General features: G+C 60.9%; 24 protein-coding genes and 2 tRNA genes. 14 read left to right on the forward strand and 12 right to left on the reverse strand.

Annotated elements, in window-relative coordinates; genetic code table 11:
* Nucleotides 1–57: 57 nt before the first annotated feature.
* Complete coding sequence (tatC, locus tag ACLBXN_RS01400; RefSeq protein WP_034348270.1) at nucleotides 58–870, forward strand: twin-arginine translocase subunit TatC; 813 nt, start codon at nucleotides 58–60, stop codon at nucleotides 868–870.
* 196 nt (nucleotides 871–1,066) lie between these two features.
* Here the strand turns inward: tatC and ACLBXN_RS01405 are convergent, their stop codons facing one another.
* A complete protein-coding gene (locus ACLBXN_RS01405; protein ID WP_167006326.1) occupies nucleotides 1,067–2,227 on the reverse strand; it encodes a trypsin-like peptidase domain-containing protein in 1,161 nt (386 codons plus the stop codon).
* Between the two features lie 355 nt (nucleotides 2,228–2,582).
* On the opposite strand from ACLBXN_RS01405, the gene ACLBXN_RS01410 reads away from it, so the two are divergent.
* From ACLBXN_RS01410 to pdxA, 3 genes are all read left to right on the forward strand, one after another.
* Nucleotides 2,583–3,908, forward strand: coding sequence for an MFS transporter (locus ACLBXN_RS01410; RefSeq protein WP_447610896.1), 1,326 nt, complete (start codon nucleotides 2,583–2,585; stop codon nucleotides 3,906–3,908).
* Between the two features lie 102 nt (nucleotides 3,909–4,010).
* Nucleotides 4,011–4,763, forward strand: a complete 753-nt coding sequence (locus tag ACLBXN_RS01415; RefSeq protein ID WP_447610897.1) for a Nif3-like dinuclear metal center hexameric protein — start codon at nucleotides 4,011–4,013, stop codon at nucleotides 4,761–4,763.
* A gap of 81 nt (nucleotides 4,764–4,844) precedes the next feature.
* Complete coding sequence (gene pdxA, locus ACLBXN_RS01420) at nucleotides 4,845–5,903, forward strand: 4-hydroxythreonine-4-phosphate dehydrogenase PdxA (protein ID WP_447610898.1); 1,059 nt, start codon at nucleotides 4,845–4,847, stop codon at nucleotides 5,901–5,903.
* A gap of 114 nt (nucleotides 5,904–6,017) precedes the next feature.
* Here the strand turns inward: pdxA and mscL are convergent, their stop codons facing one another.
* Together mscL and ACLBXN_RS01430 are read right to left on the reverse strand one after the other, a co-directional pair.
* A complete protein-coding gene (gene mscL, locus ACLBXN_RS01425; protein WP_003058572.1) occupies nucleotides 6,018–6,452 on the reverse strand; it encodes a large conductance mechanosensitive channel protein MscL in 435 nt (144 codons plus the stop codon).
* On the reverse strand, nucleotides 6,427–6,603 hold the full coding sequence (locus ACLBXN_RS01430) for a hypothetical protein (RefSeq protein WP_167006308.1): 177 nt from the start codon (nucleotides 6,601–6,603) through the stop codon (nucleotides 6,427–6,429). The genes mscL and ACLBXN_RS01430 overlap by 26 nt, the downstream gene beginning before the upstream one ends.
* Here ACLBXN_RS01430 and petA point away from each other — a divergent pair.
* From petA to ACLBXN_RS01460, 6 genes are all read left to right on the forward strand, one after another.
* Nucleotides 6,602–7,204 (forward strand): ubiquinol-cytochrome c reductase iron-sulfur subunit, encoded by a 603-nt coding sequence (petA, locus tag ACLBXN_RS01435; RefSeq protein WP_034364476.1) that lies wholly within the window; start codon nucleotides 6,602–6,604, stop codon nucleotides 7,202–7,204. The genes ACLBXN_RS01430 and petA overlap by 2 nt on opposite strands.
* Before the next feature lie 14 nt (nucleotides 7,205–7,218).
* Nucleotides 7,219–8,634: a cytochrome b gene (locus ACLBXN_RS01440; protein WP_003074023.1), complete on the forward strand. Its 1,416-nt coding sequence runs from the start codon at nucleotides 7,219–7,221 to the stop codon at nucleotides 8,632–8,634.
* 17 nt (nucleotides 8,635–8,651) lie between these two features.
* Nucleotides 8,652–9,407 (forward strand): cytochrome c1, encoded by a 756-nt coding sequence (locus tag ACLBXN_RS01445; protein ID WP_353241022.1) that lies wholly within the window; start codon nucleotides 8,652–8,654, stop codon nucleotides 9,405–9,407.
* 100 nt (nucleotides 9,408–9,507) lie between these two features.
* On the forward strand, nucleotides 9,508–10,119 hold the full coding sequence (locus ACLBXN_RS01450; protein ID WP_003058564.1) for a glutathione S-transferase N-terminal domain-containing protein: 612 nt from the start codon (nucleotides 9,508–9,510) through the stop codon (nucleotides 10,117–10,119).
* A 99-nt stretch (nucleotides 10,120–10,218) separates the two neighbouring features.
* Nucleotides 10,219–10,737, forward strand: a complete 519-nt coding sequence (locus ACLBXN_RS01455) for a ClpXP protease specificity-enhancing factor (protein ID WP_447610899.1) — start codon at nucleotides 10,219–10,221, stop codon at nucleotides 10,735–10,737.
* Between the two features lie 97 nt (nucleotides 10,738–10,834).
* A tRNA-Thr gene (locus ACLBXN_RS01460) sits at nucleotides 10,835–10,910 on the forward strand.
* 55 nt (nucleotides 10,911–10,965) lie between these two features.
* On the opposite strand, the gene ACLBXN_RS01465 is transcribed toward ACLBXN_RS01460, so the two are convergent.
* Nucleotides 10,966–11,271 carry a hypothetical protein gene (locus ACLBXN_RS01465; RefSeq protein ID WP_447610900.1) on the reverse strand — a complete coding sequence of 102 codons (306 nt, stop codon included), beginning with the start codon at nucleotides 11,269–11,271 and terminating at the stop codon, nucleotides 10,966–10,968.
* A gap of 330 nt (nucleotides 11,272–11,601) precedes the next feature.
* On the opposite strand from ACLBXN_RS01465, the gene secA reads away from it, so the two are divergent.
* The 4 genes from secA to ACLBXN_RS01485 all read left to right on the forward strand — a co-directional run bounded on the left by secA (nucleotide 11,602) and on the right by ACLBXN_RS01485 (nucleotide 17,654).
* Entirely contained in the window at nucleotides 11,602–14,361 is a 2,760-nt protein-coding gene (gene secA / locus ACLBXN_RS01470; RefSeq protein ID WP_211457723.1) for a preprotein translocase subunit SecA, read from the forward strand.
* A 346-nt stretch (nucleotides 14,362–14,707) separates the two neighbouring features.
* On the forward strand, nucleotides 14,708–15,937 hold the full coding sequence (argJ, locus tag ACLBXN_RS01475) for a bifunctional glutamate N-acetyltransferase/amino-acid acetyltransferase ArgJ (protein ID WP_447610901.1): 1,230 nt from the start codon (nucleotides 14,708–14,710) through the stop codon (nucleotides 15,935–15,937).
* Nucleotides 15,938–16,235: 298 nt separating this feature from the next.
* Nucleotides 16,236–17,171 (forward strand): ATP-binding protein, encoded by a 936-nt coding sequence (locus ACLBXN_RS01480; RefSeq protein ID WP_034348267.1) that lies wholly within the window; start codon nucleotides 16,236–16,238, stop codon nucleotides 17,169–17,171.
* Nucleotides 17,172–17,183: 12 nt separating this feature from the next.
* Entirely contained in the window at nucleotides 17,184–17,654 is a 471-nt protein-coding gene (locus ACLBXN_RS01485; protein WP_291593163.1) for an NUDIX domain-containing protein, read from the forward strand.
* A 118-nt stretch (nucleotides 17,655–17,772) separates the two neighbouring features.
* Here the strand turns inward: ACLBXN_RS01485 and ACLBXN_RS01490 are convergent, their stop codons facing one another.
* From ACLBXN_RS01490 to ACLBXN_RS01525, 8 genes are all read right to left on the reverse strand, one after another.
* Nucleotides 17,773–17,982, reverse strand: coding sequence for a DNA gyrase inhibitor YacG (locus ACLBXN_RS01490; RefSeq protein ID WP_034357520.1), 210 nt, complete (start codon nucleotides 17,980–17,982; stop codon nucleotides 17,773–17,775).
* A gap of 98 nt (nucleotides 17,983–18,080) precedes the next feature.
* Complete coding sequence (zapD, locus tag ACLBXN_RS01495) at nucleotides 18,081–18,836, reverse strand: cell division protein ZapD (protein ID WP_447610903.1); 756 nt, start codon at nucleotides 18,834–18,836, stop codon at nucleotides 18,081–18,083.
* Nucleotides 18,837–18,923: 87 nt separating this feature from the next.
* Entirely contained in the window at nucleotides 18,924–19,550 is a 627-nt protein-coding gene (gene coaE / locus ACLBXN_RS01500) for a dephospho-CoA kinase (protein WP_447610904.1), read from the reverse strand.
* 3 nt (nucleotides 19,551–19,553) lie between these two features.
* Complete coding sequence (locus tag ACLBXN_RS01505; RefSeq protein ID WP_447610905.1) at nucleotides 19,554–20,429, reverse strand: prepilin peptidase; 876 nt, start codon at nucleotides 20,427–20,429, stop codon at nucleotides 19,554–19,556.
* Nucleotides 20,429–21,646 carry a type II secretion system F family protein gene (locus tag ACLBXN_RS01510; protein ID WP_447610906.1) on the reverse strand — a complete coding sequence of 406 codons (1,218 nt, stop codon included), beginning with the start codon at nucleotides 21,644–21,646 and terminating at the stop codon, nucleotides 20,429–20,431. The genes ACLBXN_RS01505 and ACLBXN_RS01510 overlap by 1 nt, the downstream gene beginning before the upstream one ends.
* A 24-nt stretch (nucleotides 21,647–21,670) precedes the next feature.
* Nucleotides 21,671–23,413 (reverse strand): type IV-A pilus assembly ATPase PilB, encoded by a 1,743-nt coding sequence (gene pilB / locus ACLBXN_RS01515; RefSeq protein WP_447610908.1) that lies wholly within the window; start codon nucleotides 23,411–23,413, stop codon nucleotides 21,671–21,673.
* 138 nt (nucleotides 23,414–23,551) lie between these two features.
* Nucleotides 23,552–23,628, reverse strand: a tRNA-Pro gene (locus ACLBXN_RS01520).
* A gap of 46 nt (nucleotides 23,629–23,674) precedes the next feature.
* Nucleotides 23,675–24,604, reverse strand: a complete 930-nt coding sequence (locus ACLBXN_RS01525) for a polyprenyl synthetase family protein (protein WP_447611190.1) — start codon at nucleotides 24,602–24,604, stop codon at nucleotides 23,675–23,677.
* Nucleotides 24,605–24,644 lie beyond the last annotated feature (40 nt).

Below are 24,644 nucleotides of genomic sequence, written 5' to 3' on the forward strand. Positions count from 1 at the left end.
GGCGTTGTTGTTTCTCAAGCGTGTGGAGCCGATCGGGCTCCGACGCGGTTTTGCACCATGTCCGAACCCTCTAAAGAAGACGAACTCGCCGGCACGGAGCAGCCGTTTGTCCAGCACCTGATGGAGCTGCGTGATCGCCTGCTCTACAGCCTGTATGGCGTTTTGATCGGCGTCGGTCTGCTGATGTTCTGGCCGGGTCCCGACGGCCTGATCGACTTCATCGCCCTGCCCATCAAGGAGCACATGCCGCCCGGCGCCAAGCTGATTGCGGTGGGCGTTTTTTCGCCCTTCTTCGTGCCGCTCAAGGTGTTGATGATGGTGGCCGTGCTGCTGGCGCTGCCCTGGATCATGTACCAGATCTGGGCCTTTGTGGCGCCGGGTCTGTACAGCCACGAGAAGAAGTTCGCCCTGCCGCTGATCATGTTCGGCAGCCTGCTGGCCTATGCCGGCATTGCCTTCGTACAGTTCTTTGTGCTGGGCAATATGTTCAAGTTCATCCAGCACTTCACGCCCGCCAGCGTGGCGGCCACGCCCGACATTGCCTCGTATGTGGAAGCGATCCTCTCGCTCTACATAGCATTTGCGGCGGCCTTCCAGGTGCCCATCGTGGTGATGCTGCTGGTGCGCTTTGGTCTGGTGGAGATCGAGAAGCTCAAGGCCTTCCGCGGCTATTTCGTGGTGCTGGCCTTCGTGATTGCTGCCGTCATCACGCCGCCCGATGTGATCTCTCAGCTGGCCCTGGCCTTGCCCATGTGCCTGCTCTACGAGATCGGCATTCTGGGGGCCGGCTGGTTCAGCCGGGTATCGCGTGCGCCCGATGCCGAGGAGGGTACGGGCACGGAAGTGGAGAAATCCACGGACGGTCACTGATCTTCGTCTCCGACTCCCAGCAAAGCCCTTGAAGTGATTCAAGGGCTTTTGTTTTGATAGCTTCCAGCGCTTTATCTGCAAGCGTTTGAGCCGTATTTCCTGATGATCTGTGATGGCTCGCTGCAGCCTGCAACAGGCCGCAATATGAAAAAAGCCAGCGACTGGCGCTGGCTGGTGTGGTTAGCGGCAGCGTCCGTCAACGGCGGGGGCGGCTTTGCTGCTGCAGGGTGCTGGCTGCAGGGCGGGCGCCCGGAGTGATGTTCAGCACCACTTCGCTGTCGCCGCGGCGCACATCGAACTTGGCGGCTTCGCCGGGCTTGAGCGAGGCCACGGCCGTCAGCAGCTCGGAGACATTGCGGGTCGCGGTCTCGCCCACCTTGACGATCACGTCGCCAGGGCGCATGCCGGCCTGGGCGGCGGGGCCGGCCTGCAGCACGCCGGTGATGATGACGCCGGCATCGGCCTTGACGCCAAAGGTCTCGGCCAGCTCGGGCGAGAGTTCGTTGGGCTCCACGCCGATCCAGCCGCGTGTGACCTTGCCGTCCTTGACGATGCCGTCCAGCACCATCTTGGCCGTGGAGACGGGAATCGCGAAACCGATGCCCATGCTGCCACCCGAGCGCGAGTAGATGGCCGTGTTGATGCCCAGCAGATTGCCGTTGGCATCCACCAGGGCGCCGCCGGAGTTGCCCGGGTTGATGGCGGCATCGGTCTGGATGAAGTTCTCGAAGGTGTTGATGCCCAGCTGGCTGCGGCCCAGGGCGCTGACGATGCCGCTGGTCACGGTCTGGCCCACACCGAAGGGGTTGCCGATGGCCAGCACGCGGTCACCCACGGCGACCTGGTCGGAGTTGCCCAGCACGATGACGGGCAGCTTGTCGAGCTCGACCTTGAGAATGGCCAGATCGGTCTCGGGGTCCGTGCCAATGACCTTGGCCTTGGCCTGGCGGCTATCGGTCAGCGTGACCTCGATATCGTCGGCGCCTTCCACCACATGGTTGTTGGTAAGGATGTAGCCATCTTGACTGATGATGACGCCGCTGCCCAAACCAGATTGCTCCTGCGGGCCCTGATCGCCAAAGAAGAACTGGAACCAGGGATCGTTGGCGCGTGGGTGGCGGACCGCCTTGCTCGTGTTGATGCTGACCACGGCGGGCGAGGCCTTGCGTGCGGCTGGCGCAAAGCTGCCCGGGGCGACTTCACCCGCCGGGGCAGAGGGAGCCTGCAGCAGCGAAACCCCGGCATTGCTGCGAATGTTTCCGCGCTGAAGCCAAGTGGGCTGTAGGGTAGCCACTACAAAATAGATAGCCACCAGCACGGTGACGACCTGCGAAAACAGCAACCAGGTGCGTTTCATGTAATGCGTATAGGTAGTGAGGAGAACAAGCCCACATTGTGAAGCATGGCTGCACCGGGCGTCGAAGCGAACATTTGCTTGCGCGCAATTGCATAACGCAAAGCTTTGCAGATTGCAGGAGCGATGGCTATAGGACTGCAGGCTTCTAAAGTTTTGCGCGGCCAGAAACCATGAGTGAAAACCCTAGAATGTTTTTTCGACTGCGCTTACGCCGCCATGACTGCCCACAAGGTGCTCATATTCGGTCTGGTGTGGCTTTGCATCTGAAGCCCGCTGCAATCGGTATGCCACTGCACGTTGACCCGTGATCAGCGGCCTTATCCGCGCTGTCCTGTTGTTCGATCTGGGAAACACCATGACTACGCTTGACCACGCTGCATCGGCCAAAGCGCCGGCTGCTGCGAAGAATCGCCCCCTGAACCGGGAGGACTACAAGACCCTGGGCTTATCGGCCCTGGGCGGAACGCTGGAGTTTTATGACTTCGTGGTGTTCGTCTTTTTTGCCAATGTGATCGGCAGCCTGTTCTTTCCGGCTTCGCTGCCCGAGTGGATGCGCCAGCTGCAGACGCTAGGCATTTTCGCCGCCGGCTATCTGGCACGCCCCATCGGCGGCATCTTGATTGCCCACTTCGGCGACATTCTGGGCCGCAAGAAGATGTTCACGCTGTCGGTGTTCCTGATGGCCGTGCCCACGCTGGTCATCGGTCTGCTGCCGACCTATGAAACCATAGGCCTGGCTGCTCCCATCCTGCTGCTGCTGATGCGCGTGATGCAAGGTGCCGCTATTGGCGGTGAGATGCCCGGTGCCTGGGTGTTCGTGGCCGAGCATGCTCCCGTAAAGCGTTACGGCTTCGCCATTGGCGCACTGACTTCTGGCATTACCGGCGGTATCTTCCTGGGCTCCATCATCGGGGTCTGGCTCAACAGCACCTACAGCCAGAGCGAGATCCACGACTGGGCCTGGCGCCTGCCCTTCATTCTGGGCGGTGTCTTCGGTCTGGTGTCGGTGTATCTGCGCAAGTTCCTGCACGAGACTCCCATCTTCCAGGAGTTGCAGGCTCGCAAGGCCGCCGACCGCGAACTGCCGATCAAGACCATCCTGCGCGACCACCGCGAAGCCTGCGTTGTCGTGGCGCTGATGACCTGGGTGCTGTCCACGGCGATTGTGGTGGTGATTCTGTTCACGCCGGCCTATCTGCAAAAAGTGTTTCACATCGAGCCTGCCATGGCCCTGAAGGCCAATGCCGTGGCGACCGTGACGCTGACCATGGGCTGCGTGTTCTGGGGCTGGCTGTCCGACAAGATCGGCACCAAGCTGACCATGCTCATCGGCTGGGGCGGCATGACGGCCACGGCCTATCTGTTCTACCTGAACCTGCCAGGCAACGAGGCGTCTCTGATCTGCAACTATGCGACCGTGGGCTTCTTCGTGGGCTCCATCTCGCTGCTGCCCGTGGTGGGTGTCCGGGCCTTCCCGCCTGAAGTGCGTTTCACCGGTCTGTCCTTCTCCTACAACATGGCCTATGCCGTGTTCGGCGGTCTGACTCCCATGCTGGTGTCCGTGTGGCAGCAGGTGGACGTGATGGCTCCTGCCCACTATGTGGCGGCCATGGGCGTGCTGGGCATGGCGATGGGATTCTGGCCGCTGGCCTGCAAGGGCTGGCAGGCCAAGAAGGCTTGAAGCCGCTTGTCTTGAAGAAAGGGCAGCTCTGGGCTGCCCTTTTTTACGTCTGTCAAAGCCTTGCTGGCTGGGTCTGTGTGCGGGCTTGGGCACAATCGGAGCATGAGCATTGAGCGAAACACCCTGTTATCCGTTTTCAACGGGCTGCTGCAGCCAGAGCGCTTCAAGGACTACGGACCCAACGGCCTGCAGGTTGAAGGCAGGAGCGAGATTCGTCGCATCGTCAGCGGTGTGACGGCCAGTCGCGCCCTGATCGAGGCAGCGATCGAGGGCGGGGCCGATGCCGTCTTCGTGCACCACGGTCTGTTCTGGCGCGGCATGGATGGTCGTATCACGGGCTGGCTCAAGGAGCGCATCCGCCTGCTGCTGGCGCATGACATCAATCTGTTTGCCTATCATCTGCCGCTGGATGCCCATGCCGAACTGGGCAATAACGCGCAGCTCGGGGCTCGGCTGGGCGTGCAGGGTCAGGCCGCATTCGGCGACCAGAACCTGGGCTGGCTGGCCGATGCGGACTTTGCCGATGCCACAGCTCTGGCCGAACATGTGCAAGCCGTGCTGGGGCGCAAGGTGACGCTGGCCGGTGGGCAGGAGAGCCAGCCGATCCGCAAGCTGGCCTGGTGCACCGGAGGGGCGCAGGGCTTTTTCGAGTCCGCGATTGCCGCCGGCGCCGATGCCTATATCACCGGCGAGATCTCCGAGCCCCAGATGCATCTGGCACGGGAGATGGGCGTGAGCTTTATCGCTGCCGGTCATCACGCCACCGAGCGCTACGGCGCGCCGGCCGTGGCGGCCCATGTGGCCCAGGAGTGCGGGCTGGAGCACCGCTTCATCGATATCGACAACCCGGCCTGATCCGGTCCCGGACCTTCGTCTCTCACTTTTGATGGCTGCAAGCACTTGAGAACAGAGGAGCTTGCGGCAACCCTGATGCCTATGTCCGTCAATGCTTCAACCCAAACCATCGCCATCACCCAGGGCGACTGCGCAGGCATAGGGCCTGAAATCATCGCCAAGGCCTTCCGGGCTGCGCCGCAGGCCATGCGCGGCTGCTTTGTGGTGGGCGAGTTGCAGACTCTGCGCCGTGCCACAGCGCTGGCCGCCCGTGCTGCTGAGGGCGATCAGGGCATCGCTCAGCCCGTGGTGGTGATCGATGAGCCGGGCGAAGCCTGGTCTGTCCCGGAGGGTGCTGTCGCGCTGCTGAACCTGCCGGGACTGGCGGGGCCTCAGCCCTATGGCCAGATTTGCGCAGCTGCCGGGCAGGCCGCAGCGCAATGCGTGGTCTGGGCCGCGCAAGCGGCTTTGCGTGGCGAGATTGCCGCCCTGGTCACGGCGCCTCTGCACAAGGAGGCGCTGCATCTGGCGGGAGTGACTTTCCCCGGGCACACGGAACTTCTGCAGGCCGAGGCGGCCGCCCATGCGGGCGTTTCGCTCGAGCAGATGCCGGTGCGCATGATGCTGGCGAACGACGAGTTGCGCACCGTGCTGGTCAGCATCCATGTGTCGCTGCGTGAGGCCATCGAGGCCATGACCGGGCCGCAGATCCTGCAGACCTTGCGCATCACGCATCAGGCGCTGAGCAGGAACCTGGGGCGCGCGCCTCGCATTGCCGTGGCTGGGCTCAATCCGCATGCGGGCGAGGGCGGCATCTTCGGTCGTGAGGAAATCGAGATCATTGCCCCGGCGATCGCGGCAGCTCAGGCCGAAGGCATGGATGTGCAGGGGCCGTTTGCGCCGGACACGGTCTTCATGCGGGCGCGAAATACGCCAGCCCATCCGGGTGAATTCGATGTGGTGTTGGCGATGTACCACGACCAAGGGTTGATCCCAGTCAAATATTTGGGTGTGGAAAAAGGCGTCAACGTGACCCTTGGTTTGCCGCTGGTGCGCACCAGTCCCGACCATGGCACGGCCTTTGACATTGCCGGCCAGGGCGTGGCTGATGAGGCCAGCTTGCTCGAAGCCATACATATGGCACGCAGTCTGGCGATTTGACTGTTCCTCAGCGGCAGCTCAGTGCGACATCCGTCCGGATGCATTGCACGGCAGCGCCCCATGAAAAAAGCCTGCCGGGGCCGGCAGGCTTGCAGTCATAAGACCTGAAGGATCTCAAGCCTTGCGATTGAGGCTGTCGCGGATCTCGCGCAGCAGCTGAATGTCTTCAGGCGTAGCAGGTGCTTGCTCCGGTGCCGCGGGTGCCTCGCGCTTGAGGCGGTTGATCTGCTTGACCATCATGAAAATGATGAAGGCCAGAATTACGAAATTCACTGCAACGGTGATGAAGTTGCCATAGGCAAATACAGGAATGCCGGCTTTTTTCAGCGCATCCAGTGTGCGTGGAACTCCCTCGGGCATGGTGCCCAGAACGACGAACAGGTTGGAGAAATCCAGCTTGCCAAAGAACAGACCCACCAGAGGCATGATCAGGTCGTTGACCACGGAATCAACGATTTTCCCGAACGCGCCGCCGATGATCACGCCCACGGCAAGATCCATGACGTTTCCCTTGATTGCGAACTCACGGAATTCTTGCATCATGCCCATAAGCAGTTCCAGTCACTAAGAGTTTGAGATAGCGCAGTATTGCGTGACTTTGGCGGTTGTCAACGTCGGACTGGGGCTGGAATAACCATAACCCCACCGCTAGAATTTGCAGTTGACCCCAAATCAAGCGATGTACTTCGAGGAAATCCATGAGTGACTCTCCAGTCGACTCCAGCAAGCGCACGTGGATCATCACGTCAGCATGTGCTGGTGCCGTGGGCGGTGTGGCAACGGCCGTCCCTTTTGTGAGCTCCTTCCAGCCTTCTGAAAAAGCCAAAGCAGCAGGTGCTGCGGTAGAGGTGGATATCTCCAATCTCAAGGATGGTGAGAAGCTCACCGTCGAGTGGCGTGGCAAGCCGGTGTGGATCATCAAGCGAACACCCGAGCAGCTCAAGGACTTGCCTGGCCTCGATGGCGAATTGGCGGACCCGAAATCGGTGCGTCATCCCGAAGAGTTCACGCCGCCCTATGCGCAAAATGAAGCGCGCTCCATCAAGCCTGAAATCCTCGTGGTCGTGGGCATCTGCACCCACCTGGGCTGCTCGCCCACCGACAAGTTCGTTGCCGGGCCTCAGCCTTCGCTGCCCGCAGACTGGAAGGGCGGTTTCCTGTGCCCATGCCATGGCTCCACCTTTGACATGGCCGGCCGGGTGTTCAAGAACAAGCCAGCGCCGGATAACCTGCAGGTGCCGCCACATATGTATCTGTCCGACACCAAGCTGCTGATTGGTGAAGACACCAAGGCAGCCTGAGGGAGACAAGAACAATGGCCCACGAATTCAAGCAAATCGACCCGAACTCCACGACTGGAGCGAAGGCCATGAACTGGCTGGAGAACCGGTTTCCGACGGCATTCGATGCGTACCGCGTCCATATGTCGGAGTACTACGCTCCCAAGAACTTCAACTTCTGGTACATCTTCGGCTCGCTGGCGCTGCTGGTGCTGGTGATTCAGATCGTCACCGGCATCTTCCTGGTGATGCACTACAAGCCCGACGCCGAAAAGGCGTTTGCTTCGGTGGAATACATCATGCGTGATGTGCCCTGGGGCTGGCTGATCCGCTATATGCACTCCACGGGCGCCTCGGCGTTCTTTGTGGTGGTCTATCTGCATATGTTCCGCGGTCTTCTGTACGGTTCTTACCGCAAACCGCGCGAACTGGTCTGGATCTTCGGTTGCGCCATCTTCCTGGTGCTGATGGCCGAAGCCTTCATGGGCTATCTGCTGCCCTGGGGCCAGATGTCATACTGGGGCGCCCAGGTGATCGTGAACCTGTTCTCCGCCATCCCCTTTGTCGGCCCCGATCTGGCCTTGCTGATCCGCGGCGACTATGTGGTGGGCGATGCGACGCTGAACCGCTTCTTCAGCTTCCACGTGATTGCCGTGCCCCTGGTGCTGCTGGGTCTGGTCGTGGCGCATTTGCTGGCGCTGCACGATGTGGGCTCCAACAATCCCGACGGTATTGAAATCAAGGGTCCGAATGCGCCCAAGGATGAAAAGGGTCGCCCTCTGGATGGCGTTCCCTTCCACCCTTACTACACGGTGCATGACATCTTCGGCGTGACGGTGTTCCTGTTCCTGTTCTCGGCCGTGGTGTTCTTTGCACCCGAGTTCGGCGGCTACTTCCTGGAGTACAACAACTTCATCCCCGCCGACCCGCTCAAGACGCCCAATCACATTGCCCCCGTCTGGTACTTCACGCCCTTCTATTCGATGCTGCGTGCCATCACCGGCGAGATGATGTATGTGCTGATCGCCTGCGTGGTGCTGGGTGCCGGCTACGGCATTCTCAAGTCGCGCCTGCCCGGTTTTGCCAAGGGTGCAGTGGCCATCGTGGCGCTGGGTGCCATCGCCATGATGCTGTCCATCGACGCCAAGTTTTGGGGTGTGGTCGTCATGGGTGGTGCGGTCATCATCCTGTTTGCCCTGCCCTGGCTCGATTGCAGCCCGGTCAAGTCGATTCGCTATCGTCCCAGCTGGCACAAGTATGTGTATGCAGTGTTTGTGGTGAATTTCGTCGTCCTGGCCTATCTGGGTGTGCAGCCTCCGTCGCCGATTGGCGAGAAGGTGTCTCAGGTCGGCACGCTGTTCTACTTCGGCTTCTTCCTGCTCATGCCCTGGTGGAGTCGCTTGGGCGAGACCAAGCCCGTGCCCGAGCGTGTGACCTTCAAGCCTCACTGAAGCAGGAGAGAACAAGAATGAAGAAACTGATTCTGACCCTGGTTGCGGTCCTGGGTATCGCCGGTGCTGCGCAAGCCTCCGAAGGCGGCATCCACTGGGACAAGGCGCCGGTCAACACCAGCAATACGGCATCCTTGCAAAATGGTGCCAAGATCTTTGTCAACTACTGCCTGAGCTGCCACTCCGCTGCCTTCATGCGTTTCAACCGCTTGAAGGACATCGGTCTGACCGAGCAGGACATCAAGGACAATCTGCTGTTTTCCACCGACAAGGTGGGTGAGACCATGAAGGCCGCCATCAATCCCAAGGAGGCCAAGGAGTGGTTCGGTGCCAATCCTCCCGATCTGACGGTGATTGCGCGCTCACGCGCCGGCTCGGGTGGCTCGGGTGCCGATTACCTCTATACCTTCTTGCGTACTTTCTACAGGGATGACACCAAGGCCACAGGCTGGAATAATCTCGCCTTTCCCAGCGTAGGCATGCCGCATGCGCTGTGGGAGCTGCAGGGCGAGCGTCGCGCCATCTTCGAAGAGCATGACGACCACGGAACTAAGACCCAGGTCTTCAAGGGTTGGGAGCAGGTGTCTCCTGGCAAGATGAGCGCAGTGCAGTACGATCAGGCAGTTGGCGATCTGGTGAATTACCTGCAATGGATGGGGGAGCCGGCTCAGAACACCCGAACCCGTATCGGGGTGGGCGTTTTGATTTTCCTGGGTATCTTCATCTTTATCGCCTGGCGCCTGAATGCCGCGTTCTGGAAAGACGTGAAATAAGCTTTGCCGCCGTGCAGCAGTTGTCTGCAGCCAAACCGTGTTAGTGCAGAGTGGGGTGCCGTGGGCAACCCACTCTTTTTGATTTTTAGGAGTCTCCACCATGATGGTGCTTTATTCGGGAACGACTTGCCCCTTCTCACACCGCTGCCGCTTTGTGCTGTTTGAAAAAGGCATGGATTTCGAGATCCGCGATGTGGACTTGTTCAGCAAGCCCGAAGAGATCGCCGTGATGAACCCCTATGGTCAAGTGCCAATCCTGGTCGAGCGCGACCTGATCCTGTACGAGTCCAACATCATCAACGAGTACATCGATGAGCGCTTTCCCCATCCCCAGCTGATGCCTGGCGACCCCGTGGATCGTGCCCGTGTGCGCCTGTTCCTGCTGAACTTCGAGAAGGAACTGTTCGTGCACGTGAGTGCACTCGAGGAGCGCAACGTCAAGGGCAATGAAAAGGCTCTGGAAAAGGCCCGTGCCCATATCCGTGATCGCCTGACTCAGATGGCTCCCATCTTCCTGAAGAACAAGTACATCATGGGCGAGAACTTCTCCATGCTGGACGTGGCCATTGCTCCGCTGCTGTGGCGCCTGGACTACTACGGCATCGAGCTGTCCAAGAATGCCGCTCCTTTGCTCAAGTATGCCGAGCGTATCTTCTCGCGTCCGGCTTACATTGAAGCGCTGACGCCTTCCGAAAAGGTCATGCGCAAGTAATTGCACATGAGCGCAGAGCGGGCATGCTGAAGGGATTTCCTTCATCTGCCCGCTTTTTTGTCTTTGCAATCTTCTGGATTTGATTCGTCAGGAAACGAGATGACAGCCCCTGAAACGACTTCAACCCGTCCGTATCTGCTGCGGGCTTTGTTTGAATGGTGTACCGACAATGGTCTGACGCCGCATATCGCCGTGCGTGTGGATCGCAGCACCCAGGTGCCCATGGAGTTTGTGCGCGATGGCCAGATCGTGCTCAACATCAGCTACGACGCGACCAGCGGCCTGCTGATCGGCAACGAGTACGTGGAATTCAAGGCACGCTTTGGCGGCCAGCCTCGGGAAATCATGGTACCCGTGGCAAACGTCATGGCCATCTATGCTCGGGAAACCGGCCAGGGCATGGCCTTCCCGCCCGAGGAGGACGAAGTCTCCGCGGATGGCGATGTGTCATTGATGGACGATGGCGAGCCCGACATGGAGTCGGATGACGAATCCTCGGCCGAGCGTGTGGTGCAGCTGGTTCCCGTCAAGGCCGAAGCCGAGGCTTCCGGTGAAGATGATGCTCCTCGTACGCCACCGCCTGCAGGTGGTCGTCCGGCGCTCAAGCGTGTGAAATAAGCGGAGAGACATCCTGAAACCGGATGCCCGAGGGCAAGCCAAGAAATTTTGGGTTTCTTCTTTTGGGGCTGTTTTTCTACGTTAGAATTCAGTCTTCGCCGGTTTAGCTCAGTTGGTAGAGCACCCGCCTTGTAAGCGGTAGGTCGTCAGTTCGAATCCGACAACCGGCACCAAACAAATAGGTCTCTTCGGAGGCCTTTTTTGTTTTTCAGTGCCTAAAAAGCCTTATCAGGCCTGAACCTTGATGCGTATGCGGGTGACGGCCCAGCCTTTGGTGCGTAGATGGGCTGCCATGGCGGGCAGCAGTTGGCGCACTTTGGCGGCAGCTGCGTTGTTTTTCACGATCAGGCACCAGCCGTCTTCATCAATGGGTCCGGCCTGCAGGCTGGCGCGCAGCATGGGCGGAACCAGTGGCAGGACAGCCTTGAGCCGGTTGCTTGAGTCCTGCGTCAGCGCTGCCAGGCGCGCCAATGTGGGAGAAGACTCCATGGCACTGATGGCGGTAACTGCGTGATGACGGCGAACAATGGTCATGCGAAGGGCGGGCGGTTGGGTGAGGGGCGAAGCCCAAGCTTAGCGCAGTCGGCAATGAATGCGGCAGTGCGGGTCGTTTGCGTTGATGTGCCTGCGCTTGCGACGCAATCCCGTACGTACTCTGAAGCAGCGCAAAACCAGGGCAGGCTTGCGCGGTTAGAATGATTTTTTGGTCCTGTTCCTGTTTTGGAGGCGCCAGGAGGTTTTTCACCTATTTTGGGTGTGGCTCTTGACGGCCCCGGGGACGGCCCCATCTGAAGACCAACAATCAAGGAATTCTGGACACATTGCTTTGCGCAACCGGCAAAAAAGCGATGTGCCTTCGCACGCATGGCCACCAATTTCCTCACCAAACTGTTCGGCAGCCGCAATGACCGGTTGCTCAAGCAATACCGTAAGACAGTCGCTCGCATCAATGCGATGGAGCCTGAGTACGAAAAGCTCAGCGATGAGGCATTGCGCGCCAAGACGCAGGAGTTCAAGGATCGCGTTGCCAAGGGCGAGGCGCTGGACGAGCTGTTGCCCGAAGCCTTTGCCGTGGTGCGCGAAGGCTCCAAGCGCGTCATGAAGATGCGTCACTTTGACGTGCAGATGCTGGGCGCCATGGCGCTGCATGACGGCAAGATTGCCGAAATGCGCACCGGTGAAGGCAAGACGCTGACCGCGACGCTGCCCGTGTACCTCAATGCCCTGTCGGGCGAGGGCGTGCATGTGGTGACCGTCAACGATTACCTGGCCAACCGCGATGCCATGACCATGGCTCGCCTCTACAACTTCCTCGGCCTGTCGGTGGGCATCAACCTGCCCAATCTGTCGCGCGAGCAAAAGCAGCAGGCCTACAACTCCGACATCACTTACGGTACGAACAACGAGTACGGCTTCGACTACCTGCGTGACAACATGGTGTATGAGCCCGGCGACCGTGTGCAGCGCGTGCTGAACTACGCCATCGTCGACGAGGTGGACTCGATTCTGATCGACGAGGCGCGCACTCCGCTGATCATCTCCGGTCCGGCCGAGGATCACACGGCCATGTATGTGGCCATGAATCAGATCGTGCCGAATCTGGTGCGTCAGGAAGGCGAAGCCGATCCGCGCACGGGCGAAGGCGTGACCAAGCCCGGCGACTTTACGGTCGACGAAAAATCCCATCAGGTCTATCTGACCGACCAGGGCTATGAAGCGGCCGAGCGCCTGCTGAGCCATGCCGGCCTGATCACCGAAGGCTCGTCGCTCTACGACCCCTCCAATATCTCTCTGGTGCACCATCTGTACGCCGCGCTGCGTGCCAACCAGCTGTACTTCCGCGATCAGCACTATGTGGTGCAGAACGACGAAATCGTGATCGTGGACGAGTTCACCGGCCGCCTGATGGCAGGCCGCCGCTGGAGCGATGGCCTGCACCAGGCCGTGGAAGCCAAGGAAGGTGTGGCCATTCAGGCCGAGAACCAGACCATGGCCTCGATCACCTTCCAGAACTACTTCCGTCTGTACAAGAAGCTGTCGGGCATGACCGGCACGGCCGACACCGAAGCCTACGAATTCCAGGAAATCTATGGCCTGGAGACCGTGGTGGTGCCGCCCAACAAGCCCAGCAAGCGCCAGGATCAGCTCGATCGCGTCTACAAGACCACCAAGGAAAAGTACGATGCGGCGATCAAGGATATCCGCGAGTGCTACGAGCGCGGCCAGCCCGTGCTGGTCGGTACGACCTCGATCGAGAACTCCGAAATCATCGACCAGCTGCTGACCCGCGAGAAGCTGCCCCATCAGGTGCTCAACGCCAAGCAGCATGAGCGCGAGGCCGACATCATTGCCCAGGCGGGCAGTGAAGGCATGATCACCATCGCCACCAATATGGCTGGCCGTGGTACCGACATCGTGCTGGGCGGCAATATCGACAAGCAGCTCAAGGCCATCGAGAGCAACGAGGCGCTCAGCGAGACCGAGCGCAACCAGCAGATCGAGCAGCTGCGTGCCGACTGGCAAGTGGCCCACGACAAGATCGTGGCCCTGGGCGGTCTGCGCATCATCGCCACCGAGCGTCACGAGTCGCGCCGTATCGACAACCAGCTGCGCGGCCGTTCGGGCCGTCAGGGCGATCCCGGTTCCTCGCGCTTCTATCTCAGCCTGGACGACCAGCTGATGCGCATCTTCGCGGGTGACCGTGTCAAGGCCATCATGGACCGCCTGAAGATGCCCGAAGGCGAAGCCATCGAGGCCGGCATCGTGACCCGCTCCATCGAGTCTGCACAGCGCAAGGTGGAAGCCCGCAACTTCGACATGCGCAAGCAGCTGCTCGAATATGACGACGTGGCCAACGACCAGCGCAAGGTGATCTACCAGCAGCGCAACGACATTCTGGATTCGACCGATCTGAACGGCATGCTGGCCGCCATGCGCGAGGACGTGATCACCGACCTGGTGCGCCAGTATGTGCCGGCCGAGTCCATGGAAGAGCAGTGGGACGTGCCCGGCCTGGAAAAGGCGCTGGCCAGCGAATGGCAGATCGATCTGCCCTTGCAGCAAGACGTGGCGGGTTCGGAATCCATCACCGACGAAGAGATTCTGGAAAAGGTCGTCAAGGCGGCCCACGATCTGTTCGATGCCAAGGTGGCTTTGATCGGTCAGGAGAACTTCACGCAGTTCCAGCGTGCCGTGCTGCTGCAGAGCTTCGACACCAACTGGCGCGACCATCTGGCCGCGCTGGACTATCTGCGCCAGGGCATTCACCTGCGCGGCTATGCCCAGAAGCAGCCCAAGCAGGAGTACAAGCGCGAGGCGTTCGAGCTGTTCCGCCAGCTGATCGACCAGGTCAAGACCGAAGTCACCCGCGTGCTGATGACGGTGCAGGTCCGCTCGCGCGAAGAGATGGACGAAGCTGCCGTCGCCATGAACGAGCGCGGCGCCCAGAGCCTGGAGCACATGAGCTATGCCTCGCCCTCGGATACCGAAGGCATGAGCATCGAGGACGACGTGACGCTGGCCGAGCCGCTAGCCATGCCCGAGGGCGTGCATGTGGGTCGCAACGATCCTTGCCCCTGCGGCAGCGGCAAGAAGTTCAAGCTTTGCCACGGCAAGCTGTCCTGACCCCCTGAGGCGCTTTGCGCCTTCCCCCATTGACGGGGCTCATTGCTGTGGGGCGCCTCTTGCTGGCCGTCTCTGACTTGAGCATGCGTTATCGAACAACACGGGCTGCGGCCCGTGTTTGCATTGGGGCGCAGCTTTTTGCGCAACAAAATCCGGCAAGTCCGATCAGGCCTCCGTTTGTTCCGATAATGGGGAACGTTTTAACTTTCGACCCCTAGGCTGCTGCACGGGGCGCGCTCTTGGCCAGAGACATCGAGCAAGAGCCGCCTCGCGGCGAAGATGTCGTCCCCCTCGGGGGAAGCCGCGCAGCGGCACAGGGGGAGGCCTCTCTCAGGAACATACAGAAATGTCCGTGAATCTTTCCGCTCCCGTCGCCGCTGATCTGCTGGCGATCAATGGCGTTCGCATTGGTGTTACCGAAGCCGGCGTGCGCAAGGCCAATCGCAAGGACCTGACGGTGTTCCTGCTCGACGAAGGTGCCTCGGTGGCCGGCGTGTTCACCCAGAACCGTTTCTGCGCCGCTCCCGTGCAGATCTGCCGCGAGCATCTGGCGGCCGGCACCGGCATCCGTGCCATGGTCGTCAACACAGGCAATGCCAATGCCGGCACCGGCGCCGCCGGTCTGGCCAATGCCCGCGCCACCTGCGCTGCGCTGGCTAAGGAGCTGGACCTGAGTGCAGGCCAGATCCTGCCTTTCTCCACCGGCGTGATCATGGAAGAGCTGCCCGTTGACCGCATCGTGGCGGGCATGCCCAAGGCCATCGCTGCCGCCAAGGCTGACAACTGGGCCACGGCTGCCGAAGGCATCATGACCACCGACACCTTGCCCAAGGCCTTCAGCCGCAGCGTCAGCATTGGCGGCAAGACGGTTTCCATCACCGGCATCAGCAAGGGCGCTGGCATGATCCGCCCCAATATGGCGACCATGCTGGGCTTTCTGGCCACGGACGCGGCGATTGCCCCCGAGCTGCTGCAGCCTCTGGTCAAGGAGTTGGCCGACGGCTCTTTCAACCGCGTGACCATTGATGGCGACACTTCCACCAATGACTCGTTCGTGCTGATCGCCACCCACAAGGCCGGCAATGCCCAGATCACGGCGCTCTCCAGCGCCGAGGGCGAGCAGCTCAAGGCAGCATTGCTGGAAGTGGCGCAAAAGCTCGCCCAAGCGATCGTTCGCGATGGCGAGGGCGCCACCAAGTTCATCAGCGTCAAGGTCGAGGGTGGCCGGAATGAGGAGGAGTGCCGTCTGGTCGCTTACTCCATTGCCCACTCGCCCCTGGTCAAGACGGCCTTTTTTGCTTCCGACCCCAACCTGGGCCGCATCCTGGCCGCTGTGGGTTATGCCGGCATTGCCGATCTGGATCAGACCAAAATCGATCTGTACCTGGACGATGTGCATGTGGTGGTCGATGGCGGCCGCAATCCTTCCTACAAGGAAGAAGACGGCCAGCGCGTGATGAAGCAGCAGGAGATCCTGGTGCGCGTGCTGTTGGGTCGTGGCGATGCCGCGCAGACGGTGTGGACCTGCGATCTGAGTCACGAATATGTGACGATCAATGCGGATTACCGGTCGTAATTGACTCACCCCCTGAGGCGCTTTGCCTAGGCGGTTCCGCCTGGGCCACGCGCCTTCCCCCTCTCTCGATGCGTTGCATCGGGAGGGGGACGATACCTTCGCTGCGAGGCGGCTCTTGCTCGGTATCTCTGGCTTGGGCTGCGTCAGCCTCATGCCTCGCAGGCGACTGCGTTTGCTGCAATTTCAGGAGCTTCCTGCGTTTGTTGATATTGAGTTTTGATTGCTTTTCATTCTGAAATCAAGATTCCACAAGCGCAAGAAGCTATAAAAATATGGAGATCTGGTCGTGCAAGATGTGATGAACCCTTTGGAGCGCTTGGTCGAGCGTGCCGAGCAATTGATGCAGCGCATCGAGTCCGTGCTGCCCCAGCCCCTGCAGGCGCCCGCCGACTGGGATGCGGCGATTGCCTGGCGCTACCGCAAGCGCGCGAACGGCTGCGGCGTGCTGGAGCCGGTGCGTCATGTGGGCGCCATGCAGCTGTCCGATCTGCAGAACATTGACGTGCAAAAGGAAAAGATTGCCCGCAATACCGAGCAGTTCGTCAGCGGTCGCACGGCGAACAACGTGTTGCTGACGGGCGCGCGCGGCACGGGCAAGTCCTCGCTGATCCGCGCCTGTCTGCACAGCTATGCGCCCCAGGGCCTGCGTCTGATCGAGGTGGACAAGGCCGATCTGACCGATCTGCCCGACATCGTCGACGTGGTCGCCGGCCGCAGCGAGAAGTTCATCATCTATTGCGACGATCTGAGCTTTGAAGAGGGCGAGCCCGGCTACAAGGCCATGAAGTCCATGCTGGATGGCTCGGTTTCTGCGGCCACGCCCAATGTGCTGGTCTATGCCACCAGCAATCGCCGCCATCTGCTGCCCGAGTACATGACGGACAACCTGGCACAGCAAAAAAGCGAGAACGGCGAGATCCATCCCGGCGAGGTGGTGGAGGAAAAGATCTCCCTGTCCGAGCGCTTCGGTCTCTGGGTGAGCTTCTACCCCTTCAGCCAGGACGAGTATCTGCGCGTGGTGGCGCAGTGGCTGTCCGCGCTGGGCATGGACCAGGCCACCATCGAGGCGGCCAGGCCCGAAGCCCTGGTCTGGGCGCTGGAGCGCGGCTCGCGCAGCGGTCGTGTGGCCCACCAGTTCGCGCGCGACTATGCAGGCCGCAACGAGCGTCCCGTGACGGTCAAGAAACGCATTGAAGATGTGGACGGTCTGGCTGAAGAAGCAGACCTGGAATGAAGAAAGAGTGTTGTGGAAGTGACTGCTGAAACACAGGCGCAGCGCAAGCACACGGAAGTGGCCGTGGGCGTGCTGTTGCGCGAATCCGATGGGGCGCTGCTGATTTCAAGCCGCCCTGCAGGCAAGCCTTATGCGGGCTACTGGGAGTTTCCTGGCGGCAAGCTGGAGGCCGGTGAAAGCGTGGAGCAGGCTTTGCGTCGCGAGCTGATCGAAGAGCTGGGCGTGACCATCGGCCAGGCCCATGCCTGGAAGGTGACCGAGCATGATTACCCGCATGCGCTGGTGCGTCTGCACTGGTGCAAGGTGACGCAATGGACGGGCGAGTTCGAGATGCGCGAGGGCCAGCAGATGGCCTGGCAGCAGCTGCCGCTTGATGTGCACCCAGTCCTGCCAGGCGCCTACCCCGTGCTGCAATGGCTGAGCGAGGAGCGCGGCCTGGTTTTTGATCAAAGCTATTACGAGGCGCAGCAACCCGTGGAGTGAGGCGTTACGCTACTGAATGGAGAGCGCCTTGCGTATGGTGAGTCTGGATTTACTTGGGTAATCAAGCTGAAATCAAGACATGCCAAGCGCAAGGCGCTCTTGTTTTTTGCTGCTTTGCTTAGTTTTCCGTGCGCGGATCGCCAAACGGCGCATCTTCGGGTGGCGTCTGAGCCGGAACGCGGAACTCTTCATTGCCCCAGGCGCCCAGATCGATGTTGCGGCAACGCTCGCTGCAGAAGGGGCGGAACTTGTTGCTGGGCAAAAAAACGCTGGGGCCGCCGCAGGTCGGGCATTTCACCATGGTGGGGGATTGCTTGTCAGTGCTCATGGCGTAGATGTATCACAGCTGGAAAACACGGGTGGCCGACCCTGAAAGACAGCGAGCCGCAAGCTGCGGCTCGATGCAGGGAGAAGACTGCCTGCGGCTCAGGCGCAGAGCGTCAGCTCGAAAGACGCGTCGTCATTGCTGGGCTGGGGCTTGCCGCCATGGGCCAGCTTGAGCAGGCGCACCGATACCAGCAGGCGGTTGCCGCTGATCTCGGGCACCAGATTCAGATGCGGGTCTATGCGCAGGCGCAGTAGCTGGAAGCTGCGGCCGGCCGGCATGGCCTGCTGGAACACGCCATGCTCGGCCACCACGCGCTGGGGAATGCCAGTCTCGCGCAGCAGCTGCAGAATCAGCTCCAGCGCCTGGCCCAGCGGGGTCAGCTCGCCGGTCCAGTCTTCGAGGTCGCGCTGGCGGTAGCGTGGGTCGAGGTTCTGCCAGGCGTGATAGGCCGGCAGGTCAAAGCTGCAGGTGCCTCCGGGTATGCCCACGCGGCTGCGGATGGACATCAGCCATTCGTTCTCGGTCAGCGCCTGGCCGGTCTTGCCGGTCTGTGCATTGATGGTGGCAAAGCAGCCTTCCACCTGGCGCGCCACCTGGTGCAGCATGTGCTGGGAAATATCGGGGTTGTCGCGCAGCACGTCCAGCAGGTGCTTCTGGCGCTCCAGATCCTTGATGACGTCGGCCCGCAGATCGCTGCGCGAGGCCACATCCATGATCTCGAAGATGGTGATCAGGGCGAAATGATGATCGACCGAATGTGCGCGGGTCAGCAGCTCGCGCAGACGGCGATACAGCTGCTCAAGGCGCAGATAAGTTCTCAGACGCTCGTTAAAAGGATATTCGTACAGGATCACGTTTGCTGGGCTCCTCGGGGCGCACAGGAATCAGCGGTCAACGTGCACATGCGGCGATCACACGCACAGGCCAAGCCATGGCCTGCATCATAGCCCGAACCATGCAGCGATTTGATCGGTATATGCGTGGAGAGTTTCGATTGTGACCCCGTCATCGTTATAGACGACCCAGTCGGCCGCTGCCAGGCGCTGCGCGCGCGTGGCCTGGGCGTCGATGATGGCCTGAACGGCCTCGCGGCTCAGAGCGCTGCGCGCCATGACGCGCTCCGTCTGCGTGCTCTCGCGGCAGTCCACGACCAGCACTCCATCGAGCCTGGTTCGCCAGTGGCCGGACTCGATCAGCAGCGGGATGTCGTGCACGATGAGCTTGCTGCCGGCCGCCACGGCTGCTTCATGCTGCTGCCGGGTCTGCTCGGCGATCAGGGGGTGGAGTATGGCTTCCAGGCGCTGCCGCGCGGAGGAGTCGGCAAATACCAGCTCGCGCATGCGGGCGCGGTTGAGGGCGCCCTGGGCGTCGATCAGGTCGGCGCCAAAAGCCTGTGCGATCAGAGGCAGGGCCATGCCGCCGCTTGCCGTCAGGCTGCGCGAGATATGGTCGGCATCGATCAGCGTTGCGCCGCGTGCCTGCAGCCTGGCCGCAACCGTGCTCTTGCCGCTGCCAATGCCACCCGTCAGTCCCAGTCTGAATGGTGAGCGCTCGGGCAAGGATTGCATGGCTTAAAGACCCACAAAGCCGAGCACCGCTTGCGGGCCCCAGATCAGGCTGACGAAACCGCCGCCCGCGAGAAAAGGACCGAAGGGTACATAGCCACCTTCGCGCAGCTTGCTGTTGATCTTGAGCGCAATGCCGATGACGGCACCCACGACCGAGGCCATGAGAATGATGGGCACCAGTGCCTGCCAGCCGAACCAGGCGCCAAGCGCGGCAAAGAGCTTGAAGTCGCCATAGCCCATGCCTTCCTTGCCCGTGGCCAGCTTGAAGGCCCAGAAGATCAGCCACAGCGACAGATAACCTGCGACGGCGCCCCACAGCGACTGCTGCAATGGCACCTGGGTCCATTGCAGGGCGGAGGCGATCAGTCCGGCCCAGAGCAGGGGCAGAGTGATGGAGTCCGGCAGGAATGTGGTGTCCCAGTCGATCAAGGCAAGCGTCAGCAGGGCCGCGCTGAAGCCGCACCAGGCAAAGCCGGTGGCGGTCAGGCCGTCACGACCCAGACAGAAGGCAAACAGTGCGGCGCAAACCAGTTCGACCAAGGGATAGCGCAGGCTGATGGGCTTTTTGCACTCGGCGCAGCGCCCGCGCAGAAACAGATAGCTGAGAACGGGAATGTTCTCGTACCAGGCAATCTGATGGCCGCAATGCGGGCAGCGCGATCTGGGCTGGCTCAGCGTGACGGCAGGCTTGGCGGGTGGCAGCTCAATCCTGGCGCTCTGGTCCTTCTCCTTCTGCTCCTCGGCCCATTGCACACCTTCGGCATGCCATTCCTGCTCCATCATCAGCGGCAGGCGGTGGATCACCACATTCAGAAAGCTGCCGATCAGCAAGCCCAGGACGCCGCCGGCAGCGGCATTCAACACCAGTTCGGAAATCATCAGACCACTTGACCCAACTTGAAGATAGGCAGATACATGGACACCACGATGCCGCCAATCAAGGTGCCGAGGAAGACGATGATGATGGGCTCCATCAGGCTGGATAGGCCCGCCACCATTTCGTCCACTTCACTTTCATAGAAGTCGGCGGCCTTGCCCAGCATATGGTCGATGGCGCCCGATTCCTCGCCGATGGCGCACATCTGCAGAACCATGGAAGGGAAAATATTGGCATTGGCCATGGCAACCGTGAGGCTGGTGCCCGTAGAGACCTCCGACTGAATCCTGTCGGTGGCGCTTCTATAGAGATAGTTGCCCGAGGCACCGCCCACGGAGTCCAGCGCCTCGACCAGCGGCACGCCGGCGGCAAACATGGTGGACAGCGTACGCGTCCAACGGGCCACGCAGGATTTCTCGATCAGCACGCCGAAGATGGGCATTTTGAGCATGGTCCGGTCCATGAACTGCTGCACGCGCTCGTTGCGTTTCCAGGCCTGCATGAAGAAGTAGATGCCGCCGCCCAGCACGCCGAAGATCAGCCACCAGTACTGCACAAAGTACTCGCTGATGGCCATCACCAGCAAGGTGGGCGCGGGCAGGTCGGCGCCGAAGGAGGTGAAGACCTCCTTGAAGGCCGGGATCACGAAGATCATGATCACGGTCACCACGACAAAGGCCACGATCATCACCGATATGGGATACATCAGTGCGGACTTGATCTTGGACTTGATGGCTTCCGTCTTTTCCATGTAGGTGGCAAGACGGTCCAGCAGCGATTCCAGAATACCTGCGGCCTCGCCGGCCTCCACCAGGTTGCAGTAGAGGCTGTCGAAATAGAGCGGAAACTTGCGAAAGGCAGCGCTCAGCGAGGTACCGGTCTCCACATCGGAGCGGATGTCGTTGAGCAGCTTGGTGACATTGGGGTTGGTATTGCCGCGACCCACGATGTCGAAAGACTGCAGCAGCGGCACGCCGGCCTTCATCATGGTGGCCAGCTGGCGCGTGAAGAGCGCAATGTCCTTGGGCTTGATCTTCTTGCCGCCGCGGGTTCTGCGTTTCTTGATCTTGGACGGAGTCACGCCCTGGCGGCGCAGCATGGCTTGGATCTGGTTTTCTCCACCGGCACGAGTCTCACCGCGAACGATCTTGCCGTTACGGTCCTTGCCTTCCCACTCGAAGAGAAATTCCTTGATTCCCTTGGACGCTGCGCTTGCCATGGCGTTCCCTCACTGATACTGGTTTTACTCGTTGGTGACCGCCAGCACTTCTTCGAGTGAGGTCAGACCCAGCTTGACTTTATGCAGGCCCGAGCCGCGCAGAGAGCGTACTCCTTCGGCCTTGGCCTGTGCGGCAATTTCCAGCGCGCTGCCATCACGCAGGATGATGCGCTGAATCTCCTCGCTGATGGGCATCACCTGATAGATGCCGACACGTCCCTTGTAGCCATTATTGCAGGCAGGGCAGCCCACAGGCTTGTAGCTGACCCAGCTGCCGTCGAGCTCCTCTTCAGCGTAGCCGGCTTCGATCAGGGCGTCGTGCGGTATGTCGGCGGGTTCCTTGCACTGAGCACACAGGCGTCGTGCCAAACGCTGGGCGGTGATCAGAATCACGCTGGAAGCAATATTGAAAGGGGCGATGCCCATATTGCGCATGCGCGTCAGCGTGGTCGGGGCATCATTGGTGTGCAGCGTGGACAGCACCAGGTGCCCGGTCTGGGCGGCCTTGATCGAGATGTCGGCGGTTTCCAGGTCACGGATTTCACCGACCATGATGATGTCCGGGTCCTGACGCAGAAAGGATTTGAGCGCAGCGGCAAAGGTCAGGCCGGCCTTCTCGTTCACATTGACCTGGTTGACGCCAGGCATGTTGATTTCGGAAGGGTCTTCGGCGGTGGCGATGTTCACGCCTGGCTGGTTGAGCAGGTTCAGGCAGGTGTAGAGCGACACGGTCTTGCCCGAGCCCGTGGGGCCTGTGACCAAGATCATGCCGTAGGGGCGGTTGATGGCCTTGAGCAGGCGCTCCTTTTCCTCGGGCTCGTAGCCCAGGGCGTCGATGCCCATCTTGGCCGAGCTCGGGTCCAGAATACGGATCACGATCTTCTCGCCAAACAGCGTGGGCAAGGTGCTGACACGAAAGTCGATGACGCGGTCGGGGCCGACCTTGAGCTTCATGCGACCGTCCTGCGGAACGCGCTTTTCCGAGATGTCCAGGCGCGAGATCACCTTGATGCGGGAAGCCAGCTTGTCCTTGATCGCGATCGGGGGCGAGGCGATCTCGCGCAGCTCGCCGTCGATACGAAAGCGCACGCGGTAATTGTGTTCGTAGGGCTCGAAGTGCAAGTCGGACGCGCGCATATTGAAGGCGTCCAGCAGCATCTTGTGCAGAAACTTGACGACCGGAGCGTCCTCGACCTCGGCGCCGACGGCATTGTCTTTTTCCTCGGGGGCATCCTCGATCTTGACGTCGTCGAAGTCAAAGTCTCCGGAGCTGGAATAGGTGTCTAGGGATTCGCTGACGCTCTTGCCGGTCTGCTCGACCAGCTTTTGCAGCTTGTCGGCCTCGACAACTACCCAATCCACCAGCAACTGAGTCGTGAACTTGATCTGCTCGGCCGCTTCCTGCTGCGTCGGGTCTGCCGTGGCAATGGTGAGCCGGTTGCCGCGCTTGCTGAGCGCCAGCACGCGGTAGGCGTTGCTGATCTTGGGGTCCAGCAGCTCGCGCGGCAGCTGCTGGGCGTCGATGGCATTGAGGTCCAGCAGCGGTGTGCTGAACATCATGGAGATGGTTTCGGCAATTTCCAGCGCGCTGATCTCGCCGGACTGGCTCAGTTCGGTGATGAATGGCGTCTTGCCTGTGGCTGCTTTTTTGGCTGCGTTCTCGGCTGCTTGCTGCGAGACCTTGCCGGCGGAAATCAGGGCTCTGCCTAGACCGGGGATGGCAATGGGCGCAGGAGCGTTCTTTTGCAGATTGTCGGCAGCGGCCATGTATCCAAGTCTGGGAGGTGTAGGAGGAGTCCTATCCTACCATTCTTGTTGTTACCAGCGGTATGCTGTCAGACCCGCATGCCGGCGTCAACACAGCGTCATTGGACCTGGCGCAAGAAACGGCGACAAAAATGAGATTGGTCGGGGTGAGAGGATTCGAACCTCCGGCCTCTACGTCCCGAACGTAGCGCTCTACCAGGCTAAGCTACACCCCGCAAGCTTTGTTTGTCGAGCACCCAGCACCCAAGTGTACCTGGCGATTCAGGTGCGGCGCTCCAAAAGCTGAGAGGCCAATTGTAGCAAACTTGCGGTGTATGCATTGCTTGGCAGTGCGGCCAAGGCATCAATGGCGCGCTGAGCTTCCGCATGTGCGGCCGCTCTGGCAATGTCCAGGGCGCCGGTGCTGCGCACGATGTCCACCACGGCGTCGAGCTGGTCGGTGGAGCCTTGCTCGATGGCGTTGCGGACAATGGCGGCCTGCTCGGCGCTGCCGCGCTGCATGGCTGCGATCAGGGGCAGGGTGCATTTGCCTTCGCGCAGGTCATCGCCCAGGTTCTTGCCCATTTCCTGGGCGTTGCCGGTGTAGTCCAGCACATCGTCGATGATCTGGAAAGCCGTTCCCAGGGCCTGACCATAGGTGGCGCAGGCCTGTTCCATTTCGGGCGAGGCGCCGGCCAGCACGGCAGCCAGCTGTGCGCTGGCCTCGAAGAGCTGGGCGGTCTTGGAGCGGATTACATGCAGATAGCCGGCTTCATTCAGCGATGCATCATGGGTGTTGATGAGCTGCTGGACTTCGCCTTCCGCGATCACATTGGTGGCGTCGGACAGAATTTGCAGCACGCGCATGCTGCCCACTTCCACCATCATCTGGAAGGAGCGGGTGTGCAGAAAGTCTCCGACCAGAACGCTGGCCGGGTTGCCGAAGGTCTCGTTGGCCGTGGCCCTGCCGCGACGCAGTGTGGACTCGTCCACCACATCGTCGTGCAGCAAGGTTGCCGTGTGGATCAGTTCCACCACTGCTGCCAGAATGTATTTGTTCTTGCCCTGGTGGCCGAGGGCCCCGGCGATCAGCAGCAGCAGCGCCGGACGCAGGCGTGTGCCGCCAGCGGCAATGATGTATTGGGAGATCTGTGCGATCAGGGGGACGCTGGTTGTCAGTCGCTGAGCAATGACGATATCCACTTCGCGCATGTCATCTGCGATCAAGGCAAGCGGATTGGATGTGGAAATT

The organism is Comamonas sp. C24C (assembly GCF_053345995.1).

What these genes read in the sequence shown, in the direction of transcription:
- tatC (WP_034348270.1), top strand. Translation starts at nt 58, where the DNA reads ATGTCCGAACCCTCTAAAGAAGACGAACTCGCCGGCACGGAGCAGCCG.
- ACLBXN_RS01405 (WP_167006326.1), bottom strand. Translation starts at nt 2,227, where the DNA reads ATGAAACGCACCTGGTTGCTGTTTTCGCAGGTCGTCACCGTGCTGGTG.
- ACLBXN_RS01410 (WP_447610896.1), top strand. Translation starts at nt 2,583, where the DNA reads ATGACTACGCTTGACCACGCTGCATCGGCCAAAGCGCCGGCTGCTGCG.
- ACLBXN_RS01415 (WP_447610897.1), top strand. Translation starts at nt 4,011, where the DNA reads ATGAGCATTGAGCGAAACACCCTGTTATCCGTTTTCAACGGGCTGCTG.
- pdxA (WP_447610898.1), top strand. Translation starts at nt 4,845, where the DNA reads ATGTCCGTCAATGCTTCAACCCAAACCATCGCCATCACCCAGGGCGAC.
- mscL (WP_003058572.1), bottom strand. Translation starts at nt 6,452, where the DNA reads ATGGGCATGATGCAAGAATTCCGTGAGTTCGCAATCAAGGGAAACGTC.
- petA (WP_034364476.1), top strand. Translation starts at nt 6,602, where the DNA reads ATGAGTGACTCTCCAGTCGACTCCAGCAAGCGCACGTGGATCATCACG.
- ACLBXN_RS01430 (WP_167006308.1), bottom strand. Translation starts at nt 6,603, where the DNA reads ATGGATTTCCTCGAAGTACATCGCTTGATTTGGGGTCAACTGCAAATT.
- ACLBXN_RS01440 (WP_003074023.1), top strand. Translation starts at nt 7,219, where the DNA reads ATGGCCCACGAATTCAAGCAAATCGACCCGAACTCCACGACTGGAGCG.
- ACLBXN_RS01445 (WP_353241022.1), top strand. Translation starts at nt 8,652, where the DNA reads ATGAAGAAACTGATTCTGACCCTGGTTGCGGTCCTGGGTATCGCCGGT.
- ACLBXN_RS01450 (WP_003058564.1), top strand. Translation starts at nt 9,508, where the DNA reads ATGATGGTGCTTTATTCGGGAACGACTTGCCCCTTCTCACACCGCTGC.
- ACLBXN_RS01455 (WP_447610899.1), top strand. Translation starts at nt 10,219, where the DNA reads ATGACAGCCCCTGAAACGACTTCAACCCGTCCGTATCTGCTGCGGGCT.
- ACLBXN_RS01465 (WP_447610900.1), bottom strand. Translation starts at nt 11,271, where the DNA reads ATGACCATTGTTCGCCGTCATCACGCAGTTACCGCCATCAGTGCCATG.
- secA (WP_211457723.1), top strand. Translation starts at nt 11,602, where the DNA reads ATGGCCACCAATTTCCTCACCAAACTGTTCGGCAGCCGCAATGACCGG.
- argJ (WP_447610901.1), top strand. Translation starts at nt 14,708, where the DNA reads ATGTCCGTGAATCTTTCCGCTCCCGTCGCCGCTGATCTGCTGGCGATC.
- ACLBXN_RS01480 (WP_034348267.1), top strand. Translation starts at nt 16,236, where the DNA reads ATGAACCCTTTGGAGCGCTTGGTCGAGCGTGCCGAGCAATTGATGCAG.
- ACLBXN_RS01490 (WP_034357520.1), bottom strand. Translation starts at nt 17,982, where the DNA reads ATGAGCACTGACAAGCAATCCCCCACCATGGTGAAATGCCCGACCTGC.
- coaE (WP_447610904.1), bottom strand. Translation starts at nt 19,550, where the DNA reads ATGCAATCCTTGCCCGAGCGCTCACCATTCAGACTGGGACTGACGGGT.
- ACLBXN_RS01505 (WP_447610905.1), bottom strand. Translation starts at nt 20,429, where the DNA reads ATGATTTCCGAACTGGTGTTGAATGCCGCTGCCGGCGGCGTCCTGGGC.
- ACLBXN_RS01510 (WP_447610906.1), bottom strand. Translation starts at nt 21,646, where the DNA reads ATGGCAAGCGCAGCGTCCAAGGGAATCAAGGAATTTCTCTTCGAGTGG.
- pilB (WP_447610908.1), bottom strand. Translation starts at nt 23,413, where the DNA reads ATGGCCGCTGCCGACAATCTGCAAAAGAACGCTCCTGCGCCCATTGCC.
- ACLBXN_RS01525 (WP_447611190.1), bottom strand. Translation starts at nt 24,604, where the DNA reads ATGCGCGAAGTGGATATCGTCATTGCTCAGCGACTGACAACCAGCGTC.